Source organism: Kineococcus siccus (assembly GCF_009906795.1).
GTDB classification, from domain to species: domain Bacteria; phylum Actinomycetota; class Actinomycetes; order Actinomycetales; family Kineococcaceae; genus Kineococcus; species Kineococcus siccus.
Map to the genome: position 1 here is coordinate 1 of NZ_JAAALN010000110.1, position 14,268 is coordinate 14,268.

General features: G+C 75.5%; 16 protein-coding genes. 7 read left to right on the plus strand and 9 right to left on the minus strand.

Going from position 1 to position 14,268, the window contains the following annotated elements:
- The 3 genes from GTR02_RS13000 to GTR02_RS13010 form a co-directional block, all read left to right on the plus strand.
- On the plus strand, positions 1 to 990 hold a 990-nt coding region (locus GTR02_RS13000), incomplete at its 5' end, for an endonuclease/exonuclease/phosphatase family protein (protein WP_166607924.1).
- A gap of 365 nt (positions 991 to 1,355) precedes the next feature.
- Complete coding sequence (locus GTR02_RS13005) at positions 1,356 to 1,808, plus strand: phage holin family protein (RefSeq protein WP_166607925.1); 453 nt, start codon at positions 1,356 to 1,358, stop codon at positions 1,806 to 1,808.
- Positions 1,809 to 1,855: 47 nt separating this feature from the next.
- Complete coding sequence (locus tag GTR02_RS13010) at positions 1,856 to 2,782, plus strand: alpha/beta fold hydrolase (RefSeq protein WP_166607926.1); 927 nt, start codon at positions 1,856 to 1,858, stop codon at positions 2,780 to 2,782.
- A gap of 12 nt (positions 2,783 to 2,794) precedes the next feature.
- Here GTR02_RS13010 and GTR02_RS13015 read toward each other — a convergent pair whose 3' ends face one another.
- Complete coding sequence (locus GTR02_RS13015; protein WP_166607927.1) at positions 2,795 to 3,751, minus strand: manganese catalase family protein; 957 nt, start codon at positions 3,749 to 3,751, stop codon at positions 2,795 to 2,797.
- Positions 3,752 to 4,084: 333 nt separating this feature from the next.
- Here GTR02_RS13015 and trpS point away from each other — a divergent pair, with 333 nt between their 5' ends.
- Positions 4,085 to 5,179, plus strand: coding sequence for a tryptophan--tRNA ligase (gene trpS, locus GTR02_RS13020; RefSeq protein WP_166607928.1), 1,095 nt, complete (start codon positions 4,085 to 4,087; stop codon positions 5,177 to 5,179).
- Positions 5,180 to 5,195: 16 nt separating this feature from the next.
- On the opposite strand, the gene GTR02_RS13025 is transcribed toward trpS, so the two are convergent.
- Genes GTR02_RS13025 through nth form a run of 4 tightly spaced genes read right to left on the minus strand, consistent with a single transcriptional unit; the run spans position 5,196 to position 8,284 of the window.
- A complete protein-coding gene (locus GTR02_RS13025; RefSeq protein WP_166607929.1) occupies positions 5,196 to 5,687 on the minus strand; it encodes a GNAT family N-acetyltransferase in 492 nt (163 codons plus the stop codon).
- On the minus strand, positions 5,674 to 6,897 hold the full coding sequence (locus GTR02_RS13030; protein ID WP_166607930.1) for a MarP family serine protease: 1,224 nt from the start codon (positions 6,895 to 6,897) through the stop codon (positions 5,674 to 5,676). Before GTR02_RS13030 ends, GTR02_RS13025 begins: the two co-directional genes overlap by 14 nt.
- A complete protein-coding gene (locus tag GTR02_RS24485; RefSeq protein ID WP_205709197.1) occupies positions 6,879 to 7,556 on the minus strand; it encodes an NUDIX domain-containing protein in 678 nt (225 codons plus the stop codon). Before GTR02_RS24485 ends, GTR02_RS13030 begins: the two co-directional genes overlap by 19 nt.
- Positions 7,553 to 8,284 carry an endonuclease III gene (nth, locus tag GTR02_RS13040; RefSeq protein WP_338073790.1) on the minus strand — a complete coding sequence of 244 codons (732 nt, stop codon included), beginning with the start codon at positions 8,282 to 8,284 and terminating at the stop codon, positions 7,553 to 7,555. Before nth ends, GTR02_RS24485 begins: the two co-directional genes overlap by 4 nt.
- Before the next feature lie 47 nt (positions 8,285 to 8,331).
- On the opposite strand from nth, the gene GTR02_RS13045 reads away from it, so the two are divergent.
- Together GTR02_RS13045 and GTR02_RS13050 are read left to right on the plus strand one after the other, a co-directional pair.
- On the plus strand, positions 8,332 to 8,925 hold the full coding sequence (locus GTR02_RS13045) for a hypothetical protein (protein WP_166607931.1): 594 nt from the start codon (positions 8,332 to 8,334) through the stop codon (positions 8,923 to 8,925).
- A 191-nt stretch (positions 8,926 to 9,116) separates the two neighbouring features.
- Positions 9,117 to 9,791, plus strand: coding sequence for a Crp/Fnr family transcriptional regulator (locus tag GTR02_RS13050; RefSeq protein WP_166607937.1), 675 nt, complete (start codon positions 9,117 to 9,119; stop codon positions 9,789 to 9,791).
- Between the two features lie 18 nt (positions 9,792 to 9,809).
- Here GTR02_RS13050 and GTR02_RS13055 read toward each other — a convergent pair whose 3' ends face one another.
- From GTR02_RS13055 to GTR02_RS13070, 4 genes are read right to left on the minus strand one after another with little or no spacing between them, the layout of a single operon-like run.
- Entirely contained in the window at positions 9,810 to 10,607 is a 798-nt protein-coding gene (locus tag GTR02_RS13055; protein WP_338073791.1) for an MBL fold metallo-hydrolase, read from the minus strand.
- 4 nt (positions 10,608 to 10,611) lie between these two features.
- Positions 10,612 to 11,079 (minus strand): Atu1372/SO_1960 family protein, encoded by a 468-nt coding sequence (locus GTR02_RS13060; protein WP_166607932.1) that lies wholly within the window; start codon positions 11,077 to 11,079, stop codon positions 10,612 to 10,614.
- The gene (locus GTR02_RS13065) at positions 11,076 to 11,231 is read right to left on the minus strand and encodes a Sp36 family protein (RefSeq protein ID WP_205709198.1); all 156 of its coding nucleotides are present in this window, start codon (positions 11,229 to 11,231) and stop codon (positions 11,076 to 11,078) included. The genes GTR02_RS13060 and GTR02_RS13065 overlap by 4 nt, the downstream gene beginning before the upstream one ends.
- A gap of 46 nt (positions 11,232 to 11,277) precedes the next feature.
- Positions 11,278 to 11,649, minus strand: coding sequence for a WhiB family transcriptional regulator (locus tag GTR02_RS13070; protein WP_276610880.1), 372 nt, complete (start codon positions 11,647 to 11,649; stop codon positions 11,278 to 11,280).
- Between the two features lie 320 nt (positions 11,650 to 11,969).
- On the opposite strand from GTR02_RS13070, the gene GTR02_RS13075 reads away from it, so the two are divergent.
- Positions 11,970 to 14,268: penicillin-binding protein (locus tag GTR02_RS13075; RefSeq protein WP_166607934.1), on the plus strand; the 2,299-nt coding region annotated here is incomplete at its 3' end.

The window sequence follows — 14,268 nt, forward strand, 5'->3', positions numbered from 1 at the left end:
CCCCTGACCGCGGCGCTGGCGACCCGCCTCGTGGTGGGCGGGGTCGTGGCGTGCGGCGCCGTGCTGCTGACGGCGCCGCAGTGGGTGGACCTCGCGGGGCAGCGGCCGTTCGTCTGGTCGGTCTCGTTCCGGGTGCCCGCGGCGCTCGGGACCGCCGCGCTCGCGGGCGTCGCCGGGCTCGTGGGGCGCCGCCGGCGCGCGGTGCGGCCCGCGGCCGTCGTGCTCGCGGTCGCGGCCGGCGCGTCCCTGGTGCTCACCCTCGCCCGCGGCGTCGGGCCCGGTGCGCTGCCGCCGCCCGCCCCGGGCGACGTGACCGTCGTGGCCGCCAACGTCTTCGTCGCCGCGGCCGACCCCGCGGCCGTCGCGGAGATCGCCGTGCGCGACGGCGCCGACGCCGTCTCCCTGCCCGAGGCCACGCAGCCCTTCGCCGACGACGTCGCCGCGCGCATCCTCGCCACCGGCGGCCCGCGCATGCAGGTCTTCTTCGCCGTCGACGGGGGCGACGGCCAGGGCCGCTACGGCACGGCGCTGCTCGTCAGCGAGGCGCTCGGCGAGTACCGGACGACGGGCGAGCTCGCCGACGGCTACAAGGCGGTCGTGACCGCCGCCCCCGTCTCCGGTCGCGGCCCGGTCCTGGCCGCGGCGCACACCGCGGCCCCCGTGACCGCCCGGCTGGCGGACTGGCGGCGCGAGACCGCGGCCGTGGCCGCCTGGTGCGCCGCGACGCCGGGCGCGTTGCTCGCGGGCGACCTGAACGCGACGCTCGACCACCCGGGGCTGCACCTGCCGGGCTCGTGCGTCGACGCCGGGCAGCAGACGGGCACGGGCGCGCGCGGGACCTGGCCGGCCCGGGTGCCCGCGCTCCTCGGCACGACCATCGACCACGCGCTCGCCGACGGGGACGCGTGGCGGGCCGTCGGCTCGCGCGTCGAGGACCTCCGCGGCAGCGACCACCGCGCGCTGGTGACCCGCTGGCGGCCCGTGCGCTGACGCCGGCGGCGGCGTCTGCGGGCCCGATCTCGACGGTGTGTCGACGACTGGTCGACAGTGCGTTGACCCGTTCGGTGGAGGATCCGGCGCCTCCGCGATCAACCTCGGTGGAACGCTCACGCAGACGGCCTCCGCAGCCCTAAGGTCGATCACGGTCAGCGCTCGTTCCCCTGTGCGAGAGAGCGATCAACCGCGTCGCCGTCGGTCCCCCCGCCGGCGGCGACGCACCCGGCCCGCGCCGCCCGCCCGCCGCCGTCCGGTCCACGACTGGAGATCCCCCGGCGAGGCCCTAGGGTTCCTCCTGCCGCGTGCGAGACCGCCGACGGCCTGGCGACCGCCGCCCGCGGCGGCACGAGGAGGTAGCGATGTCGACCACGTACCAGCGCCCGGTGACCCCCCCGGAGCGCAGCATCGGCCAGCTCGTCTCCGACGCGACCAAGGACGTCTCCGAGCTCGTCCGCTACGAGGTCGCCCTGGCCAAGGCCGAGATCACGGCCGACGTGAAGAGCGGGGCCCTCGGGGGCGGCCTGTTCGCCGTCGCCGGCGTCTTCGGCTTCGTCGCCTTCATCTTCCTGGGCGTCACCGTCGCCTACGCGCTGCACGAGGGCGCCGGCTGGCCCGTCTGGCTGTCCTTCCTGGTGGTGGCCGTCGCGATGCTCGCCGTCGCCGGTGCCCTGGCCGTCGTCGGCCTCGGGGCGCTGAAGAAGGTCCGCCCGCCGGAGCGCACCATCCGCACCACCAAGGAGACCGTCGCCGTGCTCAAGGCCAGCGCGACGGGCAAGCCGAGCACGGTCCCCGCCGCGCTCGCCAAGCGCTGACCCCGGCGAGGACCGGGTCCGACAGGCAGCCGGCGAGGACGCGGGGCGTGGCCAGCGGTCCCACCGACGTCTCCGCCGTCCTCGTCGAGGGCCCCTGGCGGCACCGCCTCGTCGCCGCGCACGGCGCCCGGTTCCACGTCGCCGAGCTGGGTGAGGGGCCGCTGGTCCTGCTGCTGCACGCCTTCCCGCAGTTCTGGTGGGCCTGGCGGCACCAGCTGGTGGCCCTGGCCGGCGCGGGCTACCGCGCCGTCGCCATGGACCTGCGCGGCTACGGCGCGAGCGACAAGCCGCCCCGCGGCTACGACACCCCCACCTCGGCGGCCGACGTCGCGGCCCTCGTGCGGGCCCTGGGCGAGCGCGACGCCGTCGTCGTCGGGCACGGCGTCTCCGGGCGCACGGCGTGGGCGCTGCCGTCGCTGCACCCCGAGCAGACCCGCGGCATCGTCGTCGTGGGCGCCGCCCACCCTCTCCTGAGCGTCCAGGTCCTCGCGGACCGCGCCCGGCGCGGCACCGGCACCGGGCCGCTGCGCGCCAGCGCCGCCGCCCTCGTCCGCCAGGTCCCCGTGCTGCCCGAGCGCCGGCTCGTGCACGGCGACGGCGTCGAGCGCGTGCTGCGCGCCGCGGCCGGTCCCGGGTGGCCGGGCGAGGAGGAGCTGACCCGCTACCGCGACGCGGTCCGCGTGCCCTTCGTGGCGCACTCCGCGCTGGAGTACCACCGCTGGATCGCGCGCTCCCAGGTCCGCCCCGACGGCCGGCGCTTCGCGGCGAGCGTGCGCCGGCCCGTCGACGTCCCCGTCCTGCAGGTCCGCGGCGAGCTCGACCCCACGGTGGGCGCGCGGGCGCTCGCGGCCGCCGAGGTGTTCGCCGCGGGCCCGCACCGCGCGCTCGAGGTCGCGGGTGCGGGCCACTACGCGCCGGAGGAGTCGCCCGAGCGGTTCACGGCCCTGCTGCTGTCCTGGCTCGCCCGGTTCTGACCCGCCCCCCGCTCACCCGGCCGCGAGCGGTCCGTACGTCAGGACGGGCTCGGCCATCTCGAGGTCCGCGGTCGCCTGGATGAGCTCGATCAGTTCGGGGTCGAGGCCCGGGGCGAACTCCTCGTAGCGCTCCTCCGCGATCGTCATGGGCGCACCCTCGGGGGCCTGCTCGGTCCCGTCGAGGTCGGTGCCGTCCTTCGACGGCGAGGCGCCGCGGTAGATCTTCGCCGCCTCGCTCAGCCCGGTCAGGTCGAAGCTGTACTGCTTCGACTGCCACCCCAGGTCGACCATGGCCTTGACCTCGGGGAACTTCTCCGCGTTCGTCCTGGGGATGGGCAGCAGCTTCTTCCAGTCCACCCCGAGGGTCTCCAGCGCCTTGGCGTACCCGTTCTCGTGCGCCTGGTCGCGCACGATGAGGTAGCTGACGGTCGAGCGCAGCGTCTTGTTCGACGACATCTCGTAGATCCGGCACTTCTGCAGCCGGCCGGTGGACTCCAGCATGAGGTTGTAGAGCAGGTCCAGCACGAGGTTGCCGGAGTTGTAGACGTAGCTGCCGCTCCACGGGTTGCCGGCGGAGTCCACCGGCAGCGCGCCCTGCGCCCCGACGAGGTAGTGGTGGATGTTCCCCTCGGTGAGCGCGGACTGCAGCGGGGTCGCCCCGCCCGCCCCCGGCGTGTCCAGGGGGTCGGAGTCCTTGCCCTGGTAGCGCGGCGAACCGTCGAGCAGGCGGGCGATGGTGGTGCCGATCAGCTCGACGTGGCTGATCTCCTCCGTCCCGATGCCCTGCAGCAGGTCCTTGTACGGCTTCGCGGCCGGCCCGCGGAAGTTCATGGCCTGGAACAGGTACTGCATCATCGTGCGCATCTCGCCGAACTGGCCGCCGAGGCCCTCCTGCAGGGCGTTCGCGGCCGCGGGGTCCGGCTCGTCGGCGGCGATCTCGTGGATGAGCTTCTGCACGTGCAGGTACACGGAGTCTCCTCTGACGTCGATCGCCGCAGCTCGGGGTGCCGGGCGATGCACCGACTGTCCCCTCCGGGGTGATCGCCCGCGACCTGAGCGGGGGAACCTCCGCCGGCCACCCGGACGAGTCCCGACGGGAACCCCGGGCGAGGGGAACCCTGGTCCTGCGCCGCTGCGCTGGCTACGGTGGCGGGGTGCTGACGATCCCGTGCACCCGGTGGCAGTCGCTGTAGCGGCTGCGACCGGATCCTGTCCGAGCTGCCCCACGGCGGCTCGGACCCTGCGCACGGCGGCGGTGCCCGGTGGCCCCCGGGGGGCGGCTCCCTCGACCGAGGAGCTCCCGTGTCCCGCACCACCCCCACCCCGTCCGTCGTCGACGCCCAGCGCCGCAGCGCCGCGCTGGAACAGCGCATCGGCGCCGACCCGCACGCCTTCCGCGTCCTGACCGGGGACCGGCCCACCGGGCCCCTGCACCTCGGGCACTACGTCGGCACCCTGGCCAACCGCGTGCGCCTGCAGCGAGCCGGTGTCGAGGTCTTCGTCGTCATCGCCGACTACCAGGTCATCACCGACCGGGACGTCGCGGGCGACGTCCGCGGCCACGTCCGGGAACTCCTGCTCGACCACCTCGCGGCCGGCCTCGTCCCCCGCACGAGCCCCGGCGCGCACGACACCGGCGCGACCGTCTTCACGCACAGCGCCGTGCCCGCGCTGAACCAGCTGATGCTGCCGTTCCTCAGCCTGGTCACCGTGGCGGAGCTGCAGCGCAACCCGACCGTGAAGGCGGAGGCCGCGGCGTCGTCGAGGCGGGGGACGAGCGGGCTGCTGCTGACCTACCCCGTCCACCAGGCCGCCGACGTCCTGTTCTGCGGGGCGAACCTCGTGCCGGTCGGGCAGGACCAGCTGCCGCACCTGGAGCTGACCCGGTCGATCGCCCGGCGGTTCAACGAGCGCTACGGCGCGGGGCGCGAGGTGTTCGCGGAACCCGAGGCGCTGCTGTCCGCGGCGCCGCTGCTGCTGGGCACCGACGGCGAGAAGATGAGCAAGAGCCGGGGCAACGCGGTCGCGCTGCGCGCCGACGAGGACGAGACGGCCCGGCTGTACCGGTCGGCGAAGACCGACGCGGACCGGCGCATCACCTACGACCCGGTCCACCGGCCGGAGGTCGCGAGCCTGCTGCTCACCGCCGCCCTCTGCACGGGCACCTCACCGGAGGCGGTGGCGGAGCGGATCGGCGACGGCGGAGCCGCGGTGCTGAAGGCGACGGTCGTCGAGGCGGTCAACGAGCACCTGCGACCGCTGCGCCGTCGCCGCCGCGAGCTCGCCCGCGACGACGCGCACCTGCGGGCGGTCCTCGCGGCCGGCAACGAGCACGCCAACGCGGTGGCCGACCGCACGCTCGCCACCGTGCAGGAGGCGATGGGCCTCGGCGGTTGACGGCGCTCCTCGCGGCTCAGGTCAGGGGCTTGGTGCACAGGACGTCGGGGCAGGGCAGGTAGCCCCGGCGCTGCCAGAACCGCAGCCCCTCAGGGTTGTCGGGGAGGACGAGCAGGTTGACGCGAGGTGCGCCGCGGGCGGCCAGGCGCTGCTCCAGTTCGCCGACCAGGGCGCTCGCCACGCCGCCTCGGCGGTGCTCCGGGAGGACGGCCAGGCGCTGGATCCAGCCGCGGCGCCCGTCGAAGGTGCCGAGCACGGCACCGACGAGCCCGGTGTCCGCCCGGTCGGCGACGACCATCAGCTCGGGACCGTGCTCGAGGGCGGCCCGCAGCTCACGCTCCGGGACCGCGTCGCGACCGGTGCGCTCCCACAGCCCGACGGTCGCGGGGTGGTCGGACCACCGGAAGGTCCGGACGACCGCGGCGATCGGTTGCGGCGCCGGCGCTGTCCTCCGCGGACCCGCGGAAGCCGTCCCTCGGGGCGGACCCGCCGGCTCACTCGGCTGCACAGGCCCCGGTGTCCACGGCGGTGGTGCTCGTCCCCGCGGTGGCGAGCACGTCGTCCAGCTCGTCGGGCGTGAGCGCGTACCCGGTGGAGACGTCGTCGAGCGAGCGGGCGAACACGACGCCCGCGACCTCGCCGTCCTCCGTCAGCAGCGGGCCGCCGGAGTTGCCGGGCTCGACGGTCGTGTAGACGGAGTAGACGTCGCGCACCACGACGGCCCGGTCGTAGATGTCGCGGCCCTGCGCCTTCAGCACCGCGCGCACCCGGGCCGTGGCGAGCGTGTACGGGCCGTCCAGCGGGAACCCCGCGACGACGGCCGGGTCGCCGCCCTCGAGCAGGGAGGACCGGGGCAGGGCGGGAGCGGCCAGGCCGGGGACGTCGAGCACGGCGAGGTCGAGCGCCGGGTCGTACGCCACGACGGTCGCGGGGTAGCGCCGGCCCGTGCCCTGCGGCTGCACGAGCGGGTCGTCCACGCCCGCGACGACGTGCGCGTTGGTGACGACCCGCGCGGAGCCGCCCTGCCGCTGCACGACGAAGCCGCTGCCCTCCAGGCCCCGGTCGCAGCTCGTCGCGACGCCCGTGACCTTGACGATGCTGGGCTGAGCGGCCCGCAGCCCCGCCGTGTCGGGGAGCGTCGACGCCGGCGCCTGCACGACGCGGATGGGCTCGGGGTCGACGCCGTCGAACACGCGCGGGAACCCGCTGGCCTCCGCGGCCGCCCAGAACCGGCGCAGCACCCCGCTGGTCTGGGGCGGGACGACCTGGTCGAGGGTGCGCACGACGGTCGAGCCCGTGACCGCCGTCGAGATGCTCGCGACGGGTGCGGCGCGGGCGGCGCCGGCCACGACCCAGACCACGAGCAGCGTCGAGACCAGGCCGGCGACGGCCCCGAGGAGCGCGTCGGCGGCGCGCGCCGGGCGCCACGCCACGCGCCGGCGGACCCGAAGGCCGACGAGCCCGAGCAGCAGCCGCCCGACGAGCGCCAGCGCGATGGTCCCGACGACCACGACGAGGGTCCGCTGCACACCCGGGGACCAGTCCGCGACGACCCCGGGCAGCACGGTGATGCCGAGGACGGCCCCGCCCACGAGCCCGACCAGGCTCAGCAGACCCACGAGCAGGCCTTCCCGGTAGCCCGCGACCAGCTGGGCGAGCAGCAGCAGGACGAGGAGGACGTCGAGGACGAGCGAGGTGGTCACGGCCGCGCCGCCCACGCGAGGGCCTCGTCGAGGCTGAGCGCCGTGCCTGCCCCGGCGCCCGCGCGACCGTCGAGCCCACCCAGCGCGAGGACCCGGACCAGCACCTCGGCCGTGAAGCCCCACACCAGCAGGCCGCGGACGGCGAAGGCCGGCCCGCTGTACCCGCCCGGTGCGCGCACCCGGCGGCGGTTGCCCTCCGCCAGCAGCTCGGCGAGCGGCACCCGCTCCACGCGCGCGACCTCCGCGGCGTCGACGACGCCGACCGCCGAGGGGCGCCACCAGTACGCCACGACGGGCGTCACCGCGTGCCGGGAGTGGGCGAGCAGGAGCTGCGGCAGGCTCCCGAGCACCAGGACGCCGGCCGGGTCGAGCCCCGTCTCCTCGGCCGCCTCCCGCAGCGCCGTCGCGGCCGGGGACGCGTCCCCCGCGTCACCGCGCCCGCCGGGGAACGCGACCTGCCCCGAGTGCTGGCGCAGCGTGCCCGCGCGCTCGGTGAGCAGCACCTCCGGCCCGGCGGGTCCGTCGGCGAACAGGACCAGGACGGCCGCCGGCCGGGCCCCGTCCACCGCCGCCAGCCGGTCCTCGCGCCAGTCCAGGTCCGCGGCCATGACGCCCGGCAGGGCGTCCGCGAGGGGCTGCAACCAGGCCGGCACCGCCGCGCTCCCAGCGCTCACGCCACCACCGCGACGGGTTCCCGCACGAGCGCCGCCGCCTTCGCGGGGTCGGTCTCGCCGGCCCCGTAGGACGGGCAGAGCCGGCTCACGGGACACGCCCCGCAGGCCGGGCGGCGGCTGTGGCAGGTGCGCCGGCCGTGGAAGATCAGCCGGTGGTTGAGCAGCCGCCAGTCGTTGCGGGGGAACAGGTCCGCGAGGTCCTGCTCCACCTTCACGGGGTCGTCGTGGGTCGTGAAGCCCAGGCGGCGGGAGAGCCGGCCCACGTGGGTGTCGACGGTCAGGCCGGGGACCCCGAAGGCGTCGGTGAGCACGACGTTGGCCGTCTTGCGCCCGACGCCGGGCAGCGCGACGAGGTCCGTCAGCCGCGGCGGCACCTGGCCGTCGTGCTCCTCGACCAGCCGGGCGGACAGGCGCAGCAGCGCGTCGGCCTTCGCCCGGAAGAACCCCGTCGGCAGGACGAGCGCCTCCAGCTCCGCGCGGTCGGCGGCCGCGAGGTCGGCCGCCGTCGGGTAGCGGGCGAACAGCGCGGGCGTGACCTGGTTGACGCGGCGGTCGGTGCACTGGGCGGACAGCACGGTGGCGACGAGGAGCTGCAGCGGGGTCGTGAAGTCCAGCTCGCAGCGGGCGTCGGGGTAGCGCTCGGCGAGCAGCCGGTGCACGCGCCGGGCCCGGCGGGTCCGCGCGAGGGGGGTCTCCGCGGTGGCGTCGACGGGCGGTCTGCTCCTCACGGTGGCGAGCGTACGGGGACGTCCCGACGTCGGCGGCAGGCGAAGGGGTGACGCACCACCGCCGGGAGGGTGACGTCGGACGCCCGCCCGTCAAGCCCTCCCCGGGGCGCGACGACACGCTGGGCATGGAGGCGATCGAGGGACCGGTGGGCCGGGCCGGTGGCGCGGGTGTCGTGGACGACGTGGTGACCGGCGACGTCCTCGTCGAGCTGCACGAGCTGCCGCTGCCCGCGCTGCGCCGGCGTCACGACCTGCTCGAGGCGGAGCTGCGCCGCGTGCGGTACTGGCAGCGGCTGCTGCGGGCGCGCCGCGACCTGCTGGTGGCCGGGACCGTCGCCCCGGACGAGCTGGCGGTGCCGCTGGAGGCCGCCGCGCACGACGGCCCCCTCGAGCAGCACCTCGGCGCCGTCGTCGGTGACGCGTTCGCCGTGACCGCACCCGGGGGCGGGCTGCGCACGCTCGTGCTCCCGGTCGTGCCCCGCGCCGAGGCGCCGTCGCAGCTCGCCGACCTGCAGGGCGCCGAGCACCGCCTGAGCGTCTACGCGACCGCCCTCGCGGCCGAGCGCGCTCTCACCGCCCAGGTCCTCGCCGAGCGGTGCGGCCTGCTCTTCGGCGCCGGGCCGGCCGCGCCGACGTCCTGACGGTCCACCGGCGGCGCGGGGACCAGCTGGCCCGACCACCGAGCCAGGAGATCGCCCGTGCGGCAGACTGAGGCGGGACGTCCGGGAACCGGGCCGTCCAAGCAGCGTCGCGTGGGCACGAGGAGGTTCGGCGGGTGGAGCACGGGCAGGTCGAGAACACGGCGGTGCCAGCGGGGTTCGACCCTGATCGGCTGCACGACGTGGTGCGTCGCGCACCCCTCTTCGCAGCCCTCGACGACGAGGCGTCCGCGGAGCTGCTGGAGTCGATGGAGGCCGTCCACCTCGAGCGCAGCGAGCAGCTGTTCGGCGAGGGGGAGGCGGGCGACCGCGTCTACGTCATCCGCACCGGCAAGATCAAGCTCGTCCGCAGCTGGCCCGACGGCCGGGAGAACCTCCTCGCCGTCCTCGGCCCGGGCGAGATGTTCGGCGAGCTGTCCCTCTTCGACCCGGGACCGCGCACCAGCTCGGCCCGGGCCGTGTCCGAGGCGACGCTGATCGCGCTGAACCACGACGACATGATGCGCTGGCTGACGCGGCGGCCCGAGGTCGCCAAGCACCTGCTGCAGGCGCTGGCGCAGCGGTTGCGCCGCACCAACGTCGCGCTCGCGGACCTCGTCTTCACCGACGTCCCGGGGCGGGTGGCGAAGGCGCTGCTCGACCTGTCGCGGCGCTTCGGGCGGCCGATCGCGGACGGGCTGCTGGTCGCGCACGACCTCACGCAGGAGGAGCTCGCCCAACTCGTCGGGGCGTCGCGCGAGACCGTCAACAAGGCGCTCGCGGACTTCGCCTCGCGCGGCTGGCTGCGCCTGGAGGCCCGGGCCGTCGTCCTGCACGACATCGACCGGCTGACGCGCCGGGCCCGCTGAGCCACCTGCGGACCCGCCTCAGCCGGGCGGGTCCGCGCCCAGGTGGTCGAGCTGGGCCCGCACCGAGCTCGTCGCGGCGCCGACCAGCCGTTCGTCGAGGTCGCCGTGGACCGCGCGCACGACCTCCTCGACCGTCCCGGCGCCTGCGGCGAGGGCCGCCCGCACCTGCTCGAGCCGCGCGAGCCGGTGGTCGAGCTGCGTCCGCAGCGCCGCCTGGGCGTCGGTGCGCGCAGGCCCGTGGCCCGGCAGCAGCACGGCCGGCGCGGGCAGCGCCAGGAGCCGCCGCAGCGAGGCGAGGTAGGCGCCCACGTCCCCGTCGGCGTGACCGACGACCGTGCTGCCGCGGCCCAGCAGGGTGTCCCCCGTGAGCAGGGCCTCGTCGGCGGGCAGCTGGAGACACAGCGAGTCGGCGGTGTGGCCGGGCGTGTGCAGGACGCGCAGCCGCAGGCCGTCCACGTCGAGGTCCCGCCCGTCGAGGCCGCGCCCGTCCAGGGCCCGGGCCGGGTCGGCTGGATCGGCCCGGAGCACCGCGGGGGAGCCGGCGGCGGCCGCGAACGCCGCCAGGCCGGCCGCGTGGTCGGGGTGGTGGTGGGTGACGACGACGAGCGCGCACGCGAGGCCCCGCCGGGCGAGCTCGGTCAGCACGGCGGCGCGGTGACCCGGGTCGTCCTCCCCGGGGTCGACGACGACCGCCGTGCGGGCCCCCGGCTCCGCGAGCAGCCAGGTGTTGGTGCCCTCCAGGGTCATCGGGCCCGCGTTGGGCGCGAGCACGCACGCGGCCCGCGCGGTGACCGGACCCCCGGCCCACCCGGCCACGGCGTCAGCGCACCCGGAGGACGACCTCGACCTCGACGGGGGAGTCCATCGGCAGCACGGCCACCCCGACGGCGCTGCGGGCGTGCCGGCCCGCGTCGCCGAAGAGCTCGCCGAGCAGCTCGCTCGCGCCGTTGACGACCGCGGGCTGACCCGTGAACGCCGGGTCGCTGGCCACGAACCCCGTCACCTTCAGCACCCCGAGGAGCTCGTCGGGTCCGCCCACCGCGGCGGCCGCGGCGGCCACGGCGTTCATCGCGCACCGGCGCGCCAGGGCGGCGGCCTCGGCCGGGTCCACGAGACCCGGCCCGGTGCCCACCTTGCCGGTCGCCGGCAGCACGCCGTCCACGAAGGGCAGCTGGCCCGAGGTGTGGACGAGGTCGCCGTGGCGCAGCGCGGGCACGTAGGAGGCCAGCGGGGCGGGCACGGCGGGCAGCTCCAGCCCGAGCTCGGCGAGCCGGGCGCTCAGGCTCACGGCTTCGGGCGCTTGAGGTAGGCCACGATGCCGTTGCCCTCGGGCCCCGGCACGACCTGGACGAGCTCCCACCCGTCGGAGCCCCACTGGTCCAGGATCTGCTTGGTCGCGTGCACGATGAGCGGAACCGTCGCGTACTCCCACGTCGTCATGGCGGCCACCGTAGTGGCCGCCTCCGACGCGGGCGGTGGGGGCGGATCAGACGGCGCGCGTGAGCTCCGCGACCGGAGCGCCCTGCGCCGGCAGCTCGACGGCCACGGCCGGCTGCTCCGCGGTGACGCTGCCCGGCAGCGTCGCCAGGTGGTTGTCGCGCGCGGTCTCCAGCAGGCGGCGCCAGGACTGCACGTTGGGGCGCCGCTTCAGCAGGGCCCGGCGCTCACGCTCGGTCATCCCGCCCCAGACGCCGAACTCGATGCGGCTGTCGAGCGCGTCCGCGAGGCACTCGGTCCGCACGGTGCAGCCTCCGCAGATCGCCTTCGCGCGGTTCTGCGCGGACCCCTGCACGAACAGCTCGTCGGCCGAGGCCGACTTGCACGCGCCCCGACTCGCCCACTCCAGTGTCCAGACCATCGACGGCCCCTCCCGTCAACGCCGTCCTGGACCGCCGCGGTCTTCCGCAGCCGGTTCCCCCCAGGTTCAGGCGTTCCCTGTGAACTTCCTCGATCACCCGCAACGGGTGCCTCTTGCAGCGTAGGGTCGGTTCTGGAGAACCCCTAGAGCCTGATGTGAGGACTCTGGATAGTCATCAGTGACTAGTCCCTCACCCGGTCGGCCGAACCTCCCCTCACCGCCCGTGCTCGGGTGTCGCGATCCGGTCACGATCGTGCGGAGGGTCGGGGGAGGCCCGCTCGCGGGGGCGAGCCCGCCCGGGCGTTGACTACCCTCTCCCCATGGCCCAACGCGCGGTGCACCGCCCTGTCGTCCGGCTGCTCGGCGCCTTCGTCGCCGTCAGCGCCGCGGGAGGCGTCCTCGCCGCGGGGCTGGCCATGCCGGGTGTCGCCGCCTCCGGGGCCGCGACGCGCGGCGGGGTCGAGGTCTTCAACGAGCTCCCCTCCGACCTGGGCGACGACTCGCTGTCCGAGGCCACGACGATCCAGTACGCCGACGGCAGCGTCATGGCCCGCGTGTACGACCAGAACCGCTCGGTCGTCGGCTTCGACGACATCGCGCCGGTCATGAAGCAGGCCATCGTGGCCATCGAGGACTCGCGCTTCTACGAGCACGGCCCGGTCGACGTGCGGGGCATCGGGCGTGCCCTGGTCAACAACGCCAGCGGCGGCGACGGGACCCAGGGCGCCTCGACGCTGACCCAGCAGTACGTCAAGAACGTCCTCGTCGAGCAGGCCGTCGCGGCGGGCGACGCCGAGGCCGCCAAGCAGGCCGTGACGGCGGAGGGCATCGACGGCTACGCCCGCAAGCTGCGCGAGATGAAGCTGGCGGTCGGCGTCGAGAAGACGATGTCGAAGGACGAGATCCTCGCCGGCTACCTCAACATCGCCTACTTCTACAACAACGTCTACGGCATCGAGGCCGCCTCGCAGCTGTACTTCTCCAAGAGCGCGAGGGACCTCACGCTGCCCGAGGCCGCGATGCTCGCCGGCCTGGTGCAGAACCCCGCGGCGTACAACCCGCTGCGCAAGCCGGACGCCGCCGTGGCGCGCCGCAACGTCGTGCTGAACCGGATGGGCGAGCTGGGCGTCATCGACCAGCCGACGCTGCAGGCCGCGCTCGCCGCGCCCATCGGCCTGGCGCCGCAGCTGAGCCGGCAGGGCTGTCTCTCCGCCGGGTCGGCCGCCTACTTCTGCGACTACGTCACGCGCGTGGTGGAGACCGACCAGACGTTCGGCAAGACGGTCGAGGACCGGCAGAAGCTGCTCAAGCGTGGCGGGCTGGTCATCCGGACCACCCTGGACCGCAACGTCCAGCAGATCGCGCAGGACGCCGTCAACGCGGGCGTGAACCCCGGGCAGGACGCCCGGTCCGCGCAGTCCGTCGTCCAGCCCGGTACGGGCAGCATCCTCGCGATGGCGCAGGACACGACGTTCTCGCCCGACGACGACCAGCCCGGCGTCACGACGCAGAACTACAACGTCAGCCGCGACATGAACGGCACCGACGGGTTCCAGCAGGGGTCGACGTTCAAGGCGTTCACGCTCGCGACGTGGCTCAAGGCCGGCAAGTCGCTGGACTCCACGGTGCTCGCCCCCGACCAGGGCAACGACCCGTTCAGCGCGTTCACGAAGTGCGGCGAGAAGCTGCGCGGCGGGCGCTACCAGTACAGCAACTCCGAGGGCGGCGGCGGCGGGGCGATGTCCGTGCGCTCCGCGACGGCGAACTCGGTCAACACGGCCTACATGTCGATGGAGAAGCAGCTCGACCTCTGCGACATCGCGAACACCGCGCAGTCGCTCGGCGTCTACAAGGGTTCCGCGACGCCGGAGGACACCACCGGGCCGCCCACGCGCAACCTGGACCGGCTGCCCTCGATGACGCTGGGCACCAACCTCGTGACCCCGCTGTCGGTCGCCGGGGCGTACGCGGCCTTCGCGGCCGACGGCAAGTACTGCACGCCCACGGCGATCCTCGAGGTGCTCGACACGTCGGGCAAGCCGCTGCCGATCCCGTCGGCGAACTGCCAGCAGGCCCTGGACGTCAACGTGGCCCGCAACGTCACGACCGCCCTGCAGGGCGGCTGGAACAGCGGGACGGCCGCGAGCGTCAAGCGCCTCGGCAAGCTGGGCAACCGGCCGGTCGCGAGCAAGACCGGCACCACGAACCAGAGCAAGGACACGTGGTTCGCGGCCTACACGCCGCAGCTCGCCTCGGCGGTCTGGGTCGGGCACGCCGCGAACGTGAAGTCCCTGAACCGCGAGCGGATCAACGGCCGCCGCTACTCCCGCGTCTTCGGCGCGACCATCGCCGGCCCGATCTGGGCGAACACCATCGGGCCGGCGTCGGCGGCGATGAACCTGCCGCGGGCGAACTTCACGCCGGGCAGCCAGGCCGGGCTGACCACGACCACCGTCGACGGCCGGGTCCGCGTGCCCAGCGTCGTGGGCCGCAGCGTCGGCTCGGCCCGGGCGGCGCTGGAGGCCGCCGGGTTCCAGGTGCGGGTCGCGTCCGGCCGGGTCCCGTCGAAGACCGTCGCCGCGGGGCTCGTGGCCTCGCAGAGCACCCGCGCCGCGGCGA